This is a genomic window from Oerskovia sp. NPDC057915 (assembly GCF_042887685.1).
Classification (GTDB): Bacteria; Actinomycetota; Actinomycetes; order Actinomycetales; family Cellulomonadaceae; genus Oerskovia.
This window is the reverse complement of the sequence record NZ_JBHVOS010000011.1, coordinates 106485-124271: the sequence shown is the minus strand read 5'-3', so window position 1 is coordinate 124271 and position 17787 is coordinate 106485. Positions and strand designations below refer to the sequence as shown.

General features: G+C 73.2%; 9 protein-coding genes. All 9 read right to left on the bottom strand.

From position 1 onward, the window contains the following. Window positions 1–24: 24 nt before the first annotated feature. The 9 genes from ACFVQ3_RS09520 to ACFVQ3_RS09480 all read right to left on the bottom strand — a co-directional run bounded on the left by ACFVQ3_RS09520 (window position 25) and on the right by ACFVQ3_RS09480 (window position 17744). Entirely contained in the window at window positions 25–723 is a 699-nt protein-coding gene (locus ACFVQ3_RS09520; protein ID WP_377676013.1) for a hypothetical protein, read from the bottom strand. Beyond that, a complete protein-coding gene (locus tag ACFVQ3_RS09515; protein ID WP_387637945.1) occupies window positions 720–2483 on the bottom strand; it encodes a serine/threonine-protein kinase in 1764 nt (587 codons plus the stop codon). The genes ACFVQ3_RS09520 and ACFVQ3_RS09515 overlap by 4 nt, the downstream gene beginning before the upstream one ends. Then, a complete protein-coding gene (locus tag ACFVQ3_RS09510) occupies window positions 2480–4390 on the bottom strand; it encodes an FHA domain-containing protein (protein WP_387637942.1) in 1911 nt (636 codons plus the stop codon). The genes ACFVQ3_RS09515 and ACFVQ3_RS09510 overlap by 4 nt, the downstream gene beginning before the upstream one ends. Continuing rightward, a complete protein-coding gene (locus tag ACFVQ3_RS09505; protein ID WP_387637940.1) occupies window positions 4387–5229 on the bottom strand; it encodes a PP2C family protein-serine/threonine phosphatase in 843 nt (280 codons plus the stop codon). Before ACFVQ3_RS09505 ends, ACFVQ3_RS09510 begins: the two co-directional genes overlap by 4 nt. After that, window positions 5226–6719: an RDD family protein gene (locus ACFVQ3_RS09500; protein WP_387637938.1), complete on the bottom strand. Its 1494-nt coding sequence runs from the start codon at window positions 6717–6719 to the stop codon at window positions 5226–5228. The genes ACFVQ3_RS09505 and ACFVQ3_RS09500 overlap by 4 nt, the downstream gene beginning before the upstream one ends. After that, window positions 6719–9223: a transglutaminase family protein gene (locus tag ACFVQ3_RS09495; RefSeq protein WP_387637936.1), complete on the bottom strand. Its 2505-nt coding sequence runs from the start codon at window positions 9221–9223 to the stop codon at window positions 6719–6721. Before ACFVQ3_RS09495 ends, ACFVQ3_RS09500 begins: the two co-directional genes overlap by 1 nt. Continuing rightward, complete coding sequence (locus ACFVQ3_RS09490) at window positions 9223–10683, bottom strand: DUF58 domain-containing protein (protein ID WP_387637933.1); 1461 nt, start codon at window positions 10681–10683, stop codon at window positions 9223–9225. The genes ACFVQ3_RS09495 and ACFVQ3_RS09490 overlap by 1 nt, the downstream gene beginning before the upstream one ends. A gap of 4 nt (window positions 10684–10687) precedes the next feature. Then, window positions 10688–11662: an AAA family ATPase gene (locus tag ACFVQ3_RS09485; RefSeq protein WP_387637930.1), complete on the bottom strand. Its 975-nt coding sequence runs from the start codon at window positions 11660–11662 to the stop codon at window positions 10688–10690. Between the two features lie 61 nt (window positions 11663–11723). Then, entirely contained in the window at window positions 11724–17744 is a 6021-nt protein-coding gene (locus ACFVQ3_RS09480) for an Ig-like domain-containing protein (protein WP_387637927.1), read from the bottom strand. Between the last annotated feature and the right edge of the window lie 43 nt (window positions 17745–17787).

Below are 17787 nucleotides of genomic sequence, written 5' to 3'. Positions count from 1 at the left end.
TCGTAGCAGGTGCGTGGACGGTGTTCAGGAGCTCTCGTCCACCAGGTCGAGCAGGGGCAGGTCCTCGGTCGTCACGAGGCGTGAGGCCACCGCGTACTCCACGAGCCGTGCACGACGGTTCGTGGCGAGCGCCCCGACTCCCCCGCGCAGACCCTTGACGCCGATGCGGTCCAGCCGCTCGCACACGTTGTCGAGCTTGCGGTTGAAGCGGGTCGTGGCCCAGCCGAGGCGGCGTGCGGCGTCGGCCGAGGTCGGGATCTCGGAGAGTCCCGTCCCGTCCCGCCGCAGCACGGGCTCGGCGAGCGCCAGGATGAGCTGCTTCTGGCTGATCGTGAAGGGGATGGCGCCGATCGTGGTCGCGCCGTCGGAGGGCTCCTCGGAGCGGATCTCCTGGTAGGGAGCCCCCTGGAGCTGGACCCGCAGCTCGTAGGTGGTCGGCCCGGCGGTGAAGACGACGGACATCGAGGGGAACACGAGCGGCAGGCGGTTGCCGGGCGACAACCACGACTGGACGCCGCCGCCGGCGTCGCAGACGGTCGCGGAGATCAGCGAGCCGACGTTCGCCAGCCACCAGATGCCGTTCTCGTGCGAGATGCGCAGGAAGTGCCGGTGCAGGTACGGGTTGTCCTCGATCTCGAGGTCGCCGTCGCGCCCGATGTCGAACGTCCCGCCGGGGACGGGGCGGAACCACTCGCCGCAGAACTCGATCGCCAGGTCGCTCATGGGTTCACGCAGCCCTTCGCCGGGACGGACGGCTTACCGTCACGGACGGTACGGATCTCGACGCAGACGGTCTCGGTCTCCCCCGCGGGGACCTTCACGGACTCGCTTCCCGCGGGCACCGGGGCAGACCGCGTCTCCTTGGTCGGGTCGATGTGCTGCCACGCGTAGGTGTCGCCGACCTCGATGCCCTCGGGCGGCTCCCAGGTGAAGAGAGCGCTCCCGCTCGCGACGTCGTACTGCGCCTGCAGGTTCTCGGGGGGCGGGACCAGGTCGCCGAGGTTGTCGTTCGGCACGTCGGCCGGCTCGTCCGCCGAGGTCGTACCGCCCGTGTCCGTGTCGGTCGCGGTCCCGTCCGGGAGGAGCGCGTAGATCCCGACCACCACGAGCACGAGGACCCCGGCGCCTGCGAGGAACGGCCAGAGGGCACGCCGTGGGCGCGGCCCTGCCTGCTCGGGCTCGGGCGAGGAGCCCGGGGCGCGGTGCACGGTGTCGTCGGCCGGCGGCCCCCACACGGCGGTCCCGGTGCTCCCCGGGCCGGCGGCGGGGCGCGCCGGGACGTACCCCGTGCCCGACGCCGGAGCCTGGGCCGGGCGCGCGGGTGCGGGCGCGTAGTACGCGACCTGGGCGGGCGTCCCCGCCCCGGGATGCCCGGCGTGCGCACCGGGCACCGCAGGAGCGAGCGGCGCGGGAGCGTGCCCCGCCGGAGCGGACCCGCCCGTCGCCGCTGCGACCGGCACGTGCCGCTGGACCGGGGCGGTCCCGCTGGTCGTCGACGGGGCACCGGTCGGGTAGACCCCGCCGCCGCCTCCTCCGCGGGGGTCGATCGAGACGACCGCGCGCAGCCGCGTGCCGCCGTCGTCGTCGGCCTCCTCCTCCTGCGTGACCCCGGTGTCGGCGAGCACGTCGATGGGGGTCACCGCGAGCGAGAGCTCGTTCTGGACCTGCTGGAGAGCCCGTGCGAAGGCGAGCATCGTCGGGTAGCGCGAGGCCGGGTTCTTGGCCATGGCGGTGCCGAGCACGCGCTCGAGCGAGGCCGGCACGTCGGTGCGTCCGGTCGGGGCCAGCGGCGTCGACTCGATGCGCGTGATGAGGCTCGCGCTCGAGTTGGACCCGCCCGGCAGCTCGAACGGCGCCCGCCCGGCGAGCAGGGTGAAGGTCGTGGCGGCGAGCGCCCAGACGTCCGTCTCCTTGCCCGCCCACGGGTCCTCGGCGAAGGACTCCGGGGGCGACCACGGGATCGACATGCCCTCGGCCCGGGAGGCGTCGTCCATGGTCGAGGAGATGCCGAAGTCGGTGAGCGCCGGGTGGCCGTACTCGGTCACGAGGATGTTCGCCGGCTTGATGTCGCGGTGCAGGATCCCGGCCCGGTGCGCGGTCTCGACCGCTCCCGCGATCTGCACGGCGACACGCAGCGCCTCGGCGACGCTGAGCCGCTCGGACCGGTAGCGGGCCCCCAGGTTGGGCCGCGAGCAGTACTCCATCGCGAGGTAGGGGCGTCCGTCGGACGTCACGTTCGCCTCGTACATGGTCACGATCGACGGGTGGGTCGAGAGGGTCGCCATGAGGTCGGCCTCGACGTCGAACGCGGCGCGCTGCGACTCGCTCGACCACTCGTGCAGCAGGACCTTGATCGCCACCCGGCGCCGGGGGCGCTGCTGCTGGTACAGGAAGACGTCGGAGAAACCGCCGGAACCGACGACCGACACGTACTCGTACCCGTCGATCAGCGGCGGCGGCGACGGGGCACGCTTGCTGCTCATAGCAACCCTTCGAAGGTGAACGTCACGCCGTCGCCCACGTCGACGACGTCGTGCGACACGACCATCGCAGGCTCCCCCGGGTGCAGGCGCCGAGGCGGCTGACCGGGGCGCAGGAGCGTGGTGCCGTTGGTCGTGTTGAGGTCGCACACCAGCACGTGCCACCCCTCGAGCTGGATCTCGACGTGCGAGCGCGAGATGTCCTGCTCCGGGCTCGGCACCGCGACCAGGCGCGGCAGGTCGTTGCTCTGCGCTCGCGTCGTGCGAGGGCGGCGTCCGAGCACGACGGGGCGGTCGAGCTCCACGACCTGGCCGTTGGAGAGCGTGAAGCGGCCCAGCGAGGGCCGGGTCACGAGGTGGGCGTCCCCCACCAGGACGTGTGCGCAGCGCCCGCAGGTCTCCCGCGACGGGGGGTTCGCGTGACCGTCCAGGCACGTGCGGGCCAGGATCTGCTGCGAGCCCGGAGGAGCGGGCGGCGCGAAGCTCGGCCCTGCAGCGGAGGTCGGACCTGCGGCCGGGCTGCCGACCGGCGCGGGACCTGCCGCAGGGACGACGGCAGGGAAGGGCACGACGCCGAGCGGTGCGGCCGCTCCGGGCAGATCGAGGGGTGCGGGCGGCGCAGGGACGGAGGTGGCCGCTCCGGCACCGGACACCTGGGCGCGGAGGTCGGCGATGACCGAGGAGAAGACGGTGTGCCCGTCGTGGTCGTCCCCCTCCTGGTCCTGCCCGGGCGCCGGCTCGTACCCGGCCGTCGCTGCGGGCGCCGACCCGCTCCACTCCCGAGGGATCCCGTCGATCATGCTGGCGACGGGCTGGGGCGTCCCTGCGGGCGGTGCCGGGACGGGGGCCGCGCTCTCGACCGACGGCACGGCGGCGGGAGCCGGGGCGGGCGGCGCGTCGACCTGCTCGTCCTCCTCGTCGATGCGGATCGCGGCGTCCTCGACGGTCCGTAGGACGGTGGACTCCCAGAGGTGCCCGTAACCGTCGGCGTCGGCCGCCACTGCGTCGAGGTCGCCGAGGTCGCCGCGGTCGCCGTCGAGGTCGAGGTCGAGGTCGAGGTCGTCGGCCGGGGGGACGACCGTGAGCTCGGGCGCGATCGTCTCCATCGAGACGATCGTCTCGGCCGACCGCTCGTCGACCGGTGAGCGCGTCGGCACGACCTCGTCGTCAGAGGCTTCCCCGAGGCTCGGTACCGCTGCGACCAGGGCGGCATCGTCGTCGGTGCCGCCGTCGACGGCGACGGCGAAGAGGCTCGGCACCGAGGCGAGCGGCGGGGTCAGGGTCTCGTCCACGGTCGGCACCGCGCTCCCCACCAGGACCGGCTCGAACGCGGGAGTCGGGCGGGCAGCAGGCACCGCGTGGACCTCGACGGCGGCCGGCGTCGCCGTTCGCTCCTCGCGGGGGGTGGCCGTGGGCGCGGCGGACGTCCCGGCGAGGTGCCGGACGATCCGCGACACCAGCACCACACCCGCGTCGAGCGGGAGGCCGACGAGCGCCACCTGTCCCGGACCCGCCTCCAGGGCAGGGGCGTCCTCGACCCCGAGCTGGACGGAGACCTCCTCGACGTCGTCCACGAGACGCTCGGACCAGGTGGTCACGTCGTCGCCGTCCACGTGGACCCGGGCCGAGGACGTGCTCAGCGTGACGGAGACCTCGCCACGGACGGCGACCTGCACGCGTCGCCCCGACACGACCGCGACGGCGAACGGCGGCATGGTCCGCAAGGTCGCCCCGAGGACCACGGTCAGGAGCTGGATGACCTCGATGACCTCGACGTCGGTGTCCCCTGCCGCGTCGAGGCCGTCCCACAGGCGTCCGACGAGCTCGCTCGTCGCACCCTCGGGGAGGACGACGATCGCACCACCCCGGACGAACCCGAACGCGCTCCCGGTGTCGTAGCGCAGTCTCACGACCTGTCCCCCATCTGAAGGCGAATCTCTCGCGGCAAGGTGTCCTCGTCGGCGTACTCCAGGTTCTCGCGGGGGGCCGTGGAACCGTCGCTGGTGTCCCCCCACGCCCCGGTCGCGTCGACGACGACGACAGTGATGTTATCCCGCCCTCCGGCGACGATGGCCTCGTTGACCAGACGGTCGGCCGCAGCCTGGGGGTCCGGCTGAGCGAGCAGGATCTCCGCGATCCGTTCGTCCGAGAGCTCGCCCGTCAGGCCGTCGGAGCACACGAGCATCCGGTCCCGCGCGGCGATGGGCACCCAGCAGAAGTCGGGCTCGGGCGGGAGCGAGGCCCCGACGGCGCGCGTGACGACGTGGCGTCGCGGATGGGTCAGCGCCTCGGTCGCGGTGAGCAGCCCCGCGTCCACCATCTCCTGGACCTCCGAGTGGTCCACGCTCAGCTGCTCGAGCACCCCGTGCGACATCTGGTAGGTCCGCGAGTCACCGATGTTGACCACGAGCCAGTACGGCATGCCCTCCATCTGGGCCACGACGACGCCGGTCACGGTCGTCCCGGCGCCCCGGCCGGGTTCGGTGCTGATGGCGCGGACGTCGTCCTGCGCCACGACGAGCCGGTCACGCACGTCCTCGGGCGAGACCGTGGCCAGCGCACCGAGCGGACGGAGGGCGTCGACGGTCGCCGAGCTCGCGACCTCGCCGGCGTCGTGCCCGCCCATGCCGTCGGCGACGAAGAAGACCGAGCCGGCGGCGAGGAAGCTGTCCTCGTTGAGGAGCCGCCGTGCCCCCCGGTGCGAGCTCGCGCCCCAGACCAGGCTCACCCCGGCGGGCCATCCGCTCATGCGCCGGTCCCCGGGTGGACGACGATGCGCCGGTCCCCGACGGTGATCACCGAGCCGACGGGCACGGGTACCCGCACACCCGCGTCGAGCGCCACGGGCGCCCCACCGGGCCGGAGGAGGACGGTCCCGTTCGTCGACCCACGGTCCTGCACCCACAGGCCGCCGGCGTCGAACCCGAGCTCGGCGTGCGTCTTGGAGACCGACCGCGTGGGGTCCTCGACCCGGACGAGGGTCCTGGCCTCGGTCCCCGTCGCCTGCGGGTTGCGTCCGACGAGCGCGGGTCCGGAGAGAGGGACCCGCTGACCCGACTCGAGCTCGAGCACGGCCCCGGGCGCGGGCGGCACCTCGTGCCGGAGCTCCCGGGCGCTCAGGCGCGTCGAGTCCCAGTCGGGTTCCTCGTGCGCGGGCGCCGTCGTCGCCGCGGTCGGAGCGACCACGACGGGGACGGGCGGCGGCGTGACCGGCGCGGAGCCCGACGCCGGCGCAGCGCCTGGCACGCCCGTGATCAGCCCGTCCACGGGCGCGACCGAGGGCTGCTGCGGCTGGTGCGGCTGGTGCGGCCGCTGTGGGAAGGCCCAGGGGTCGCCGACGGGGGGAGCACCGGTCCCCGGCGCCTGGCCGGCGGGCTGCGCGGCGAACGGCCGGGCGGCGGGGACGGGCTCCGACGGCGAGGGAGCGCGGTACCCGCTCGAGGGCGTCGCGACCTGGTGGGTGCTCGGGTGCCCGACAGCACCGACGACGGCGTTCCCGTCAGGGAGCCCTCGGACGTCGAGCACGAGCGCCTTGGCGGCCTTGTCCTGCCATCCCTGGTTCCGCCCCGAGCTGTCGAACGCCGGGGAGAGGACGACGAGCAGCTCGCCGACCCACAGGGCGAGGGCGCCGAGGAAGGTGATGATCCAGCGGAGCGCCGCCCGCCCGAAGCCCAGGGGTGACCGGTCCTCGGCCCGGACGGGCCGGACGCCGGTCGCGAGGTTGCCGAGCGTCCGGCCGGTGCGCCCCTCCCAGACCCAGATGCCGACCCAGCACGCGAGCGACACCGCTCCGGCCACCGCGTACACGGACAGCAGGCTGCCGAGCATCTCCTGGGCCTCGGCCTGGGTCGTGACCGAGGCCAGCGCGGTCGGAGACACCCCGGCCACCGCGCCACCACCGAGCAGCACGGCCGCGAAGACCAGGGAGACCACGGCGGTGTCGACCAGGAACGCGAGGAACCTGCGTCCCGTGCCGGCCACCGGCGCGCCGTCGAGCCCCGCCCGCGGCGCGGCCGCGTCCGCCCCTCGCGGGAACGGGACCGCGCGCTGGGTCGCCGCAGCGACGTCGCGCTCGGTCGTGATCGCGATCGACGGCTCGCGGCCCGACGAGGGTGCGCCGCCGGCGGGCACGCCGTACGGCACCGCGGTGCTGGGGATCTTCGTCCCGCAGACGGCGCAGAACGACGAACCCGCAGGCTGCGCCGTGCCGCAGGCGCTGCAGCTCAGCTGCTCGGACATCAGGACTCCCCTGGCTTCGGGCCGGAACCGGTCGGTGGTCTCGTGACGGTCCGGGCGGACGATCGGGCCGGTCGGCGCAGCGCCGGGACCCAGGAGGGGACCCACGCCGGTCGAGCACCCCGCAGGGATCGTAGCGACACCGCTGCGCGCAGGCGCTGTCCGCGAGGCCTGGTGGACCTCATGCCCACCAGGACCGAGTCCACCTCGCTCCAGAAGGCGTCGACCTGCTGAGGGCTCGGGTCACCGGTGCCGAACACCGTCGCGTCGGCCGAGCGGGCGAGCGTCACGGTCGGCGCCGCGGCGACGGGGAACGCCTCGGCCAGCGTGCCGGCGCCCTCGCGGCGGGTCGCACCCGCGGGGACCGGGGCACCCAGGTCCGTGGCGGCGTCGAGCACCTCGCGCCAGCCGCCGCTGATGCGGTCCACGGGACGGTCTGCGGAGCGCCGCCGCTTCCTGCGCCGCGACTTGAGCAGGAGGACCAGCAGCAGGGGCAGGGCGAGGACGAGGAGCGGTACCGTCACCGCGACCGCGACCAGTGCGGCGCGGCCCCAGTCGAACGCGTTCGACTCGGCGTCGTCCTTCTTCTCCTCGTCGTCGACCGTGCCTGCCTCGGCGTCGGCCGGCTCCTCGGGCGGCTCCGGGTCCTCGAGGACCGGGGGCTTGGGCACCTGGTCGCTCTTGGGCTCGGGCTCGATCTTGTTGTCCTCCTCGGGGATCGCGTCGATCGGGACCCAGCCGTAGCCCGCGAACGGGACCTCGACCCAGGCGTGCACGTCGGCCCCCGTGGCCACGAACGGCGTGCCCGCCTCCCAGGCCTCGGGGTCCGGGTAGAAGCCCATGACGACGCGGGCCGGGATGCCTGCCGACTGCGCCATGAGCGCGAGAGCCACGGCGAACTGCTCGTCGTCGCCGATCATCTCGTCGGCCGCGAGCAGCGTGTCGATGCGCTCGGCCGAGTGGCCCGGCCGGGAGGGAAGCTGGGTCTCGAGCCCGCTCGAGAAGATCCCGCTCGCCTCGAGCCCCGTCTCGAGGTTCTTGAGCTGGACGAGCGGGTCCGTCTCCTCGGCCATGAACTGCGCGGCCTTGCCCCCGACCGAGTCCGGGACGTTGCGCGGCGTCGGGAGCTCCGCGTCGAGGATGTGCGAGGACTGCAGGTCCTCGACCGAGGGGGTCGGTGCGACGATCGCGTCGAGTCGGAACTCGTCACCGGAACGCAGGCCTGCGGTCACGACGCCCGTGCCGGTCTCCGAGTTGTAGTACGTCGTGCTGCTCAGCGCCTCGCCACGGTCCCCCGTGTACCGGACGCCCGCGAGCGCCCCGACGTCGGGCAGCCAGACTCCCCGGTAGTCGCCGATGGTGACCGTCAGGTCGGTGGGGGTGCCCTGGGCGACCGTCGCGATCTGGTCGCCGGCGCGTGTGAAGACCCCCGAGCCCGCACCGCTCGAGACGTCGTAGACCACGCCGTTGTACGTGTCGAGCGTCGCAAGACGTACACGGGCACCGGCGGGCAGGCCGTCGACCGTGAACAGCTCGTCGTCCGTCATCTCCTTGGCGTACTTGCGGAACGACGCCAGCGGGCTCACGTACTCGTGGAGGTCGAGCGGCGGGACGATCTGCTCGCGCAGGACCATGCGCTCGGTGTCCGGCGTCACGACCGGGACGAGCAGGACCGCGGCGACCGCGCCCAGCGCGAGCATCGCCGCACCACCACGCGCCCGGTGCCAGCGCAGGCGCCGGGTCGCGACGACGCTCGCGGCCGTCAGGACCTGGCGCTCGCCGAGCCGCGCCTCGGTCGCGCGCCACGAGCCCCACAGGAGCCCGACGACGACGAGCACCAGTCCCTGGGCCACGGGGAACGCGGGCACGACCGTGCCCAGCAGGACCACCCCGACGAACGCGACGACGACGGGGAACAGCGCCCACTGCCCGGCACGGACGCGCCAGGCGATGGTGCCGGCGACCGTCGCGGTCAGGAAGAGCAGCAGGAAGGGGACGACGGCCAGCTCCGGGAAGGACTGGAGGGGCGGCACCGAGGTGACGATCTCCTTCCACCCGGTGATGGCTCCCAGCAGCAGGCCGCGGAACGTCTCGAGGGTCGGCAGGACCCCGGCGACGGTCGTCGCGGGCAGCGCGAACGGTCCCCCGAGCACCAGGTACACGACCATGGCCGCCGCGGTCACGGTGACCGTGCCCCAGCGCCGCCAGGCTCCGAGCCATGCGACGCCCAGCCCCAGCACGAGGCCCCCGAGAGCGGGCAGGAGGTAGGCCGTCGAACCCCACGCCGGGCCGAGGCCGACCGCGGCCGCCCCTAGCATGACGACGAGCGCGAGGGCGTCGACGGCCCCGGTCGCCCGCAGCGCGCGCGGCCCGTCGGCGCCGCGCAGCCGGGTCGACGAGCGTGCCGTGGTCAGGTTCGACCGTGTGCCGGTCCCGCCCGTGTGGCCGGGTTCCGCGCCGGGACCGGTCGGCGGGGCCAGCCGGCCCCGCGTGTCGTTCTCGGTCATCAGTCGTTCAGCCTCCGCAGCGCGAGGGGGAGGTCGCCGAGCTCCCCGATGGTGAGCACGACGAGCTCGGCGATCCGGTGGCGGCTGACCTTCGCCCCCGGGACGCACTGGATCGCCATGACCCGCACGTCCTGGGGCAGCCTGGCCGACGCGGCTCGCAGCTCGGCGGGAGAGACGGCGCTCCCCACGACGAGCGCGACGACGGACGCGTCCGTGACGCTCGTGCCGGCCACCCGGGCCAGGTCCACGAGGCTCGTGCGCAGCGACCGTGTCTCGACCCGGGCGAGGTCGTCGAGGAGCCGTACGCGGTTGTCACCGCGCAGGCTGCCGTCGTTCACGAGGACCGTCAGCCCGCGGTCCTCCTTGATGGCCTGGAGGCCGAGCGAGCCGCACGAGCTCACCGCGAGCTCGAACTCGTCGGGGTGGGCGTAGTCCTCGGCGCGGGTCGAGAGCACGACCGCGAGGTGCGAGCGCCGTGTCTCCTCGAACTGCCGGACCATGAGCTGCCCGGTGCGGGCGGTGGTCTTCCAGTGGATGTGGCGACGGTCGTCGCCGGGGACGTAGTCGCGCAGCGCGTGGAACGAGACGTCGGAGTTGGAGATGTCCTGGGTGACGCGGCCCTCGAGGTCGCGCAGGAAGCCCGTCGAGGACCCCGACAGGTTCTTCGTCCGCGGGTGCACGAACAGCTCCTCGGGGTTCGTCCAGACGACCTCGCGGCGCAGCAGTCCCAGCGGGTCCGCGCGCACCGAGCGCACCGGGCCGACGGGGATGACCGAGCGGCGGTGCGTCGGGATGGTGAAGATCTCCTCGTGGCTCGCCCCCGACCGCAGCCGCGGCACGGGGAACGACGCGACCCCGGCCCCGACGGGCAGCTCCATGACCGCAGGCAGCAGCGGGCGCTGCGAGGCGTTGCTCACCTCGAGCGTGCCGACGGCCCGGTCCCCCACCGTGACGCGCCGCTGCCCCAGGTCGAGGTGCACGGTGTACCGGAACGTCCCGCGGACGAACGCGACCGCGCCGAGCATCGCCACGGTCGCCACGATCGCGACCGCGAGGAGCTCGACCCACGAGAAGACCAGCCCGGTCCACCAGGCCGCGACGAGCCCCACGAGGACCGCCCAGCCGAAGGGGCTCACGACCGAGGCGACCAGGGCCAGCCCCTTCGCGACCGGACCGGTCACCGGGGCGAGCAGCGTGCGCAGGCGCTCGCCCGGGCCGTCGTCGTCGTTCCCGCCCGACGGCGCCGCGAACGTCGGGCGTGCGGGTGCCGCCGGTCCGTCGGTCGACGCTGCCTTCGAGGCCTTCCGTCGACGGCGCCCGGACGGTGCGCCCGGCGCCGGGGCCGGGTCCTGGCCGGGGCGGGACGTCGTCGGGCCGGAGCCGTTCGTCGGGGCCTCGGCCGGAGCGCCCGGTCCGGTCGGGTTGCTGCGCGGGGCGACAGCGGGTTCGGTCGTGGTCATCGCGTCAGGCCGACCGGCGTTCCTGCGGCGCGGCGACGTCCGCGAGGATGCGCGCGAGCACGCCCTCGTTCGTCGCGCCGGCGAACTCGGCCTCGGGGTCGAGGACCAGGCGGTGCGCCCAGGCGGGCAGCGCGAGCTCCTTGACGTCGTCGGGCAGGACGTAGTTGCGCCCGTGCGCGGCCGCCCACACCTTGGCGCAACGCACCAGGGCGAGCGCCCCACGGACCGAGACGCCGACCCGGCACTCGCTCGCGCCGCGCGTCTCCTCGGCCAGGCGCGAGATGTACTCGAGCACCGCACCGTCGACGTGGACGCCCGCGGCAAGGTCCGCCATCTCCGCGACGGCCTGCGTCGTGATGAGCGCCTGCAGGGTCGCGCTGCGGTCCCGCACCGAGGCACCCTGGAGGATCTCGACCGTGGCGGCGTGGTCCGGGTAGCCGAGCGAGGTCTTCATGAGGAAGCGGTCGAGCTGCGCCTCGGGCAGGCGGTACGTGCCGGCCTGCTCGATCGGGTTCTGCGTCGCGATGACCATGAACGGACGCCCCACCGAGTGCGTCACGCCGTCGACCGTGATCTGCCCCTCCTCCATGACCTCCAGGAGCGCGGACTGCGTCTTGGGCGAGGCACGGTTGATCTCGTCCGCGAGCACGATCGACGCGAAGATCGGGCCCTGGTGGAACTCGAACTTCGCCGTCTTCTGGTCGTAGATCGTCACGCCCGTCACGTCGGACGGCAGCAGGTCAGGCGTGAACTGGATGCGGTTCTGCGTGCCCTGGACGCTCGCGGCGAGCGCACGGGCGAGCGAGGTCTTGCCCGTGCCCGGCGCGTCCTCCAGGAGGATGTGGCCCTCGGACAGCATGCAGGTCAGGACCAGGCGCACCACGTGGGCCTTGCCCAGGACGGCCTGTCCCACGTTGGAGACCAGACGGTCGAAGGTCTGAGCGAACCAGGCGGCCTGCTCGGGGGTCATGGAGGTCATGGGGTGCTGCTCTCTCGTGAGGTCGTGCGGAAGGTCGGAGTCGGGTCGAGCGCCTGCCAGGTCACCACGGCACGGGTGTCACCCAGGCCTGGTCGCCCGCGCCGCTGAGGTTGACGCTCACGAGTCGACCGGGCCAGCCGTACCAGCAGCCGAAGTCGGGCGTCGTCCCCGAGCCGCTCAGGCTGAAGGAGTAGACGTAGCCGCCGCCGATCGTGGTCCACGACCCGTCGGGCTGCTGGTCACGGCAGACGAACCCGTACGTCCCGGCCGGCAGGTTCGTGTAGGCCACGCGGAAGTAGTTCATCCCGCCCCCCGCGCTCGACCCACGGACGACCTTGATGTTGGGCTGCGCGTCGGTGGTCAGCGTGACCGTGTTGCTGCTGCCGCTGCACCCGGCCGCGTTGCAGGCCTTGGCGGACCGGCTGTGCGTCTGGCTGTAGCCGTTGCCCACCGAGATGCTGGTGCCCCCCTCGCCGGAGCTCCACTGGTAGCTCGTGACGGGGCTGCCACCGTCGTCCGCGGGACCCGACAGGTCAAAGATCAGGTTCGTCGCACCGTTCTTCCGTCCCGACACGGACGGCGGTGCGGGCACCGTGTACGCGTTGATCGCGGCCGAGGCTGCGCTCGCCGGGGAGTCGCCCGCGGCGTTCTTGGCCCTGACCGTGAAGGTGTAGGACCCCTTGGGCAGGTCGAACGCGGCCGACAACGTCCCCCCGCCGACGGTCTTCGCCGTGCCGTTGCTCGCCGTGACGGTGTAGCTCGACACGGGGCTGCCGTTGGCGTCGGCCGCAGGCCACGAGACGGTGATGTCGCCCTTCGACTCCGAGACCCCCGGCCTGCCCGGGGCCCCAGGGATCCCGAACGGGACCACTGCCGCGGACGCGGGGCTCGTGGCCCCCCGCCCGGCCTTGTTCTGTCCTGTGACCGTGAAGGTGTAGGAGGCCTCGTTGTCGAGCCCGGTCGCCTGGTGGCGCGTCGCGCCGTTGACCGTGACCGTGGCCCCGTCCTTCGCCCCGTTCTTGAAGCGGTCGACGTAGTAGACGGTGACCGCGTCGCCGTTCTCGTCGGCAGGCTTGGACCAGGTCACGTCGATGGCGCCACCGTTGACGGCGGACGTGACGCGGGCGGCAGACGGCGCCGCCGAGGCGAACGGCACACCCGCGGGGACCATGGCCGCCGAAGGTCCGGACCAGTCCGACGGGTCCGGTGCACCGTTGACCTCCGCGGCGTTCACCGCCTGCACCTCGACCGTGTACGACGTGCCGTTCTTCAGGCCCGTCCACTCGAACTGGGTGCCGGTCACGCACGCCTGGTCCTTGCCCCCGACCGCGGGCGAGATCCGGAGGTTGACGCACTGGATCGGCGACCGGTCGGTGTACGTCTTGTTGACCCACGAGATCTTGAGCGACGTGTCGCCGAACTCCAGGGTCGGGGGCGCGGGCCGGTCCGGCTTCTCGTCCGGCCGCGCCTCGGCCGACGGGACCGACGCGTCCGAGTCGTTGACCTCGTTCGTCGCGACCACCGTGAAGGTGTACTTGACGTTGTTCGTCAGGCCGTCGAGGGTGCACGTCGTGGTGCCGCACGCCTTGCTGTACCCGTTGTTCGACTTCACGGTGTACCCCGTGATCTCGGCCCCGTTGTTGGCGGGCGGCTCCCAGCTCAGGACGACCGTCCTGGACCGGACCTCCTCGACGGTCGGCTTGCCCGGCGCGTCAGGGCGTCCCTGGACGTTGATCTGGATGCGTCCCTCGACCTCGCGGTCGGGGTCCTTGGTGGCGTCCTGGACGCGGTACCGGACCACCATGACGCCGAAGAACGTGTCCTTGGGCGTGACGGTGACCTTGTCGCCGTTGATCGTCGGCGTGCCCTCGCCGGTATCGACGGTCGCCGCGGTGATCTTGAGCGGGGTCTCCGGGAAGGGGTTGCTGTCGTTGGCGAGCACGTCGACCGGCACCGCCTTGCCCTGGTGGGCCTTCTCGACCGTGTCGTCGTTGGCCTTGGCCAACGGGCGCGTGGACGCCACGACCTTGACCGTGAGCGCGCCCTCGACGGGCGGGTGCCCACCGTCGGTCACCGAGACCGGGACGGAGAGCGTGGTGCCCTTGGCGACCTCGGGGGTGGCCTGGACCGTCGCCGTCGAGCCGCTCACGCTGACCGTGAGCCCGGCAGGGACGGCACCCACCTTGAACGTCAGGGCGTCGCCGTCGGGGTCGGTCGCGAACCGGCCGAGGTCGACCGATCCCTCCTCGCCGGCGGCCACGTCGACGTTGGGCGCACCGAGCTCGGGAGGCAGGTTGGCGGGGGGCAGCACCGAGATCGGCAGCGTCAGCAGCACCTTGTGCCCCTCGGGGTCGTCGGGCCCGGAGCCGTCGGTGACCTCGAACGTGATCGACGCGCGACCGACGTACTCCGGGTCCGAGGTGTAGGTGAGGTTCGTGGCGTCGGCGACCACGGCGGTGCCGTTGAGCGGTGCGACCTTGTCCTCACCGGTCAGGCGGGGCGTGCGCCCCTCCATGACCACCACGTAGTCGGTGATGTCGACGGGCAGCGCCTCGCCCGACAAGACCTCGAGCGGCGTGATCCCGGCGCGGAGCACGGGCACCTGCTCGGTCAGCCCGGGGACGTGGACGAAGGCCTTCGACGTGAGCCCGTCGACGTCCGTCACGACGTAGGTGATGACCTGTCGCTGCTCGGTGAGGGTCACCGCCACGGTGCCGTCCGGCCCGACCGTCGCCGTCTCGGCGTCGGTGCTGACCGTGAGCTCGGAGGCGGCACCGTCGAGGTCGTCGTCGTTGTCGAGCACGCTGACGTCGACGCTCGTCTGGCCCAGGATCGCGGACATCGGCACCGTGTCGTCCCGGGCGACGGGCGCGAGCAGCGGCGCGTCCTGGTCCACCAGGACCGTGATCGCGGCCGCGGCGCGTGCGCCCTTGGTGTCCTGGATCCCGTAGTAGAACGTCGTGCTGCCCGCCTCGGTGGGGCTCGTCAGGACCACGCGGTCGTTCCCCACGACCTCGGCGTCGAGCGACCTGTCGGCCTCGAGCGCCGCCGGGACCAGGGAGATCTGGTCGCCGTCGGGGTCGGTGTCGTTGGCGAGCGCCGGGACCGCGACGGTTCGGCCGGGGCGCACCGTGACCAGGTCGTCGACCGCGACGGGGCTCTGGTTCGTGGCCGGGGGCGCGGAGATGCCCACCTGGACCGTACCCGTGGCCACCATGCCTCGGGCGTCGAGGACCGAGTAGGTGAACGAGTCCGACCCGGTCGCGCCGTCGGCGGCCTGGTAGTCGATGAAGCGGTCCGTGACCTCTGCCGTGCCCTGGCCCGGCGGGGTCGCGACCCCCGTGAGCTGGACCGAGTCGCCGTCCGGGTCGATCCCGTCGAGCGGGACGGCGATCCGGACGGTCGCTCCGGTGAGCACGCGCGCCTGCAGCGTCTGCGGCTGCGGCGGCGAGTTCTCCTTGCCGTCACGGATGTGGATCGTGAGCTGGGCCGAGTCCTCCTGGCCGTTCTTGTCCCGGACCCGGTAGATGGCGTAGGCGGTCCCCGCCTCCGTGCCTGCCTTGAAGCGCACCTGCCCCTCGGAGACGAAGAGCTCTCCCTGCTCGGGCGGGATGCCCTGCTCGAACTCGTCCTGGAGGAACAGCTCGAGCCCGTCGGGGTGCGTGTCGTTCCGGAGGACCGGGATCGTGACGACGTCGCCGACGCGCACCGTGGCCTCGTCGGCGACCGCGTTCGGCGGCTGCAGCTTGGTGGGCGACGGCACGGGCACCACCCGCACCTGGCCGACCGTGGTCTGGGTCCCGTTGGAGACCGTGTACTCGATCGTCACAGGAGCGTCGAGGCGGCGGATCTCGGTGATCCGGAGCATCTGGTGGGCCAGGACCGCGACCGAGACGCCTGCGTCGTCGGGCACGTTGACCGACTGGACCACGAGCACGCCGCCCCCGGGGTCGGTGTCGTTCGCGAGCACGTCGACCAGCGTCTTGCCGCCCGAGGGCAGCAGCGCGGTGTCCGAGACCACGATGGGCGGGCCTTCCGCCGCCGAGGCGGGCAGGACGTCCACGCGCACCAGCCCTGTCGTCGCGTTGGGACCGTCCGAGACCTGGTAGGTCAGGTCGTACGACCGAGGCTCGTTCGAGAGGAACTGGAACGTCCCGGACCCGTAGTTGGGCGTGATCTGCGCCGGCGCGGACTCCGAGACGCTCGCGAGCCGCAGCTCGTCACCGTTCGCGTCGTGGTCGTTGAGGAGCGGCTCGACCAGCACCGGCTGGCCCGCGGGCACCACGACGTGGTCCGCGACCGCGACGGGCGGGAGCTGGCCCGCTCCCGACACGTCGACGAGCAGGACGCCCTCGAAGACCCCGCCCATGCCGTCGGCGACGGTCACGTTGACGGTCTTGCGTCCCGTCGAGCCGGCGCCGTCGCGGAACACCACGGTCCCGTCCGGGCGCGCGCGCACCTCGTCGCCCGCAGAGGTCGCCGACGCCGCCGCGAGGTACAGGTCGTCCCCGTCGGGGTCGCGGAAGAAGGGGAGCACCTTGATCTCGGCGGTCTTGCCCTGCTCGACCACGAGGACCGGCTCGCCGGTCTGCTCGGGGGCTGCGTTCTCGCTCCACGGCGACACGTCGAGCCGCACGCTCGCCTCGGCCACACCACCGCGGCCGTCCGACACCGCGTACCGGAACGTGGAGGCCCCCTTCCCGGCGTCCTCCGGGACGATCGCCTGCAGCGCGGCACCACCCAGCACCGTCTGCACCTGGGCTCCGTCGGGTCCGTCGCCCGCGAGGGTCGCCGTCATGACGTCGCCGTCCGGGTCGACGTCGTTGCCCAGCACGGGCAGCAGCGTCGTGCGTCCGGGGCGTGCACCGAACACGTCGTCCTGCGGCAGCGGCGGCTGGTTGGGCTGCGAGCGGTCCAGGACGAACTGGTCGACCTGCTCCGGGGTCGTGAGCTCGGCGTCGGACTCCTCGCCCTCCGCCTGCTCGGGCAGGACGAGCTCCCAGTCGTCGACCTTCTGGTACTCGTCGGCGGCCATCCACACGGTGCCCGCCGACAGGTCGTTCAGCACGATCGCCTTGCGGTTGACCCGGTACTCCAGGCGGCTCTGCGGGTCCAGGCCCTCGAGGCGCTTGTCGAGGTCGCCGTCCGTGCCGTCGCAGTCGCGCAGCACCTGACCGGTCTGCGACCAGGCGCCGTAGGTGCACCCGTTCAGCTGGACGGGTGGCGAGGGCACCCCCGACGCGGCACGCGTGACCGAGTCTCCTCCGTCCAGCGGCTGCAGCACGAGCCCGGAGGCCGTCGCGACGGCGACGTCGGCGGTCTGGGGGCCGGGCTGCTGGAGCCGCGCCTGCGACCCGTCCTCGAGCGCGACGACGTCACCGTCCGGCAGGACGAGCTCCGACTGCGTCCGGTTCAGGACGACGGCGGCCGACCCGACGGTCGTGAGCTCGACCTCGTCCCCCTTCGCGACCGGCACCTTCGAGGTCGTGACCTCCTGTGACGTACCGGTGGCCGCGGTCGAGACCTTCGTCAGCTCGCCCGTCGCCGGGACCAGCGCGTAGACGGTGCCGTCCTGGGACACCTGCACGACGCCCTTGCCGTCGACCTCGGCGACGGGCTCGGTGGTCTCGGGGTCGAACGACGTCGCACCGGCGAACGGCAGCACCCACAGCAGCCCCTTCTCGCCGTCGAGGACCGCGACGCTCGAGCCGCCCATGGCCACGTCCGCCCCCGTCGGGGGGCGCACCGAGCCGGCGAGCTTGAGCCGCGCCACGTCCACGGGGCTCACCGAGCCGGCGCCGTCGTCGACCAGGAGCACCTTGCCCGCGTTCTGCAGCACGTCGAACGACGCGGATCCTGCGAGCATCGAGCCGTCGAGCGCCTGGGACTCGAAGTTGAACCGCCCCAGCGCCCCGCCGGACGTCCGGGTGACCCACACACCGGAGTCGTTGAGTTCGACGTCGGCCGTGGCCTGACCGTCGTACGTGACCGCGAACGCGACCAGGAGCGCTGAGAAGACCGACACGGTGCTCACCGAGGCGATCGACCGTCGCTTGTCGTGGAGCCGGGCTAGAAAGGTCACAGAGTCTCCGTGGGTGCGAGTGGTGCCACCGGTGTCCCAGGGC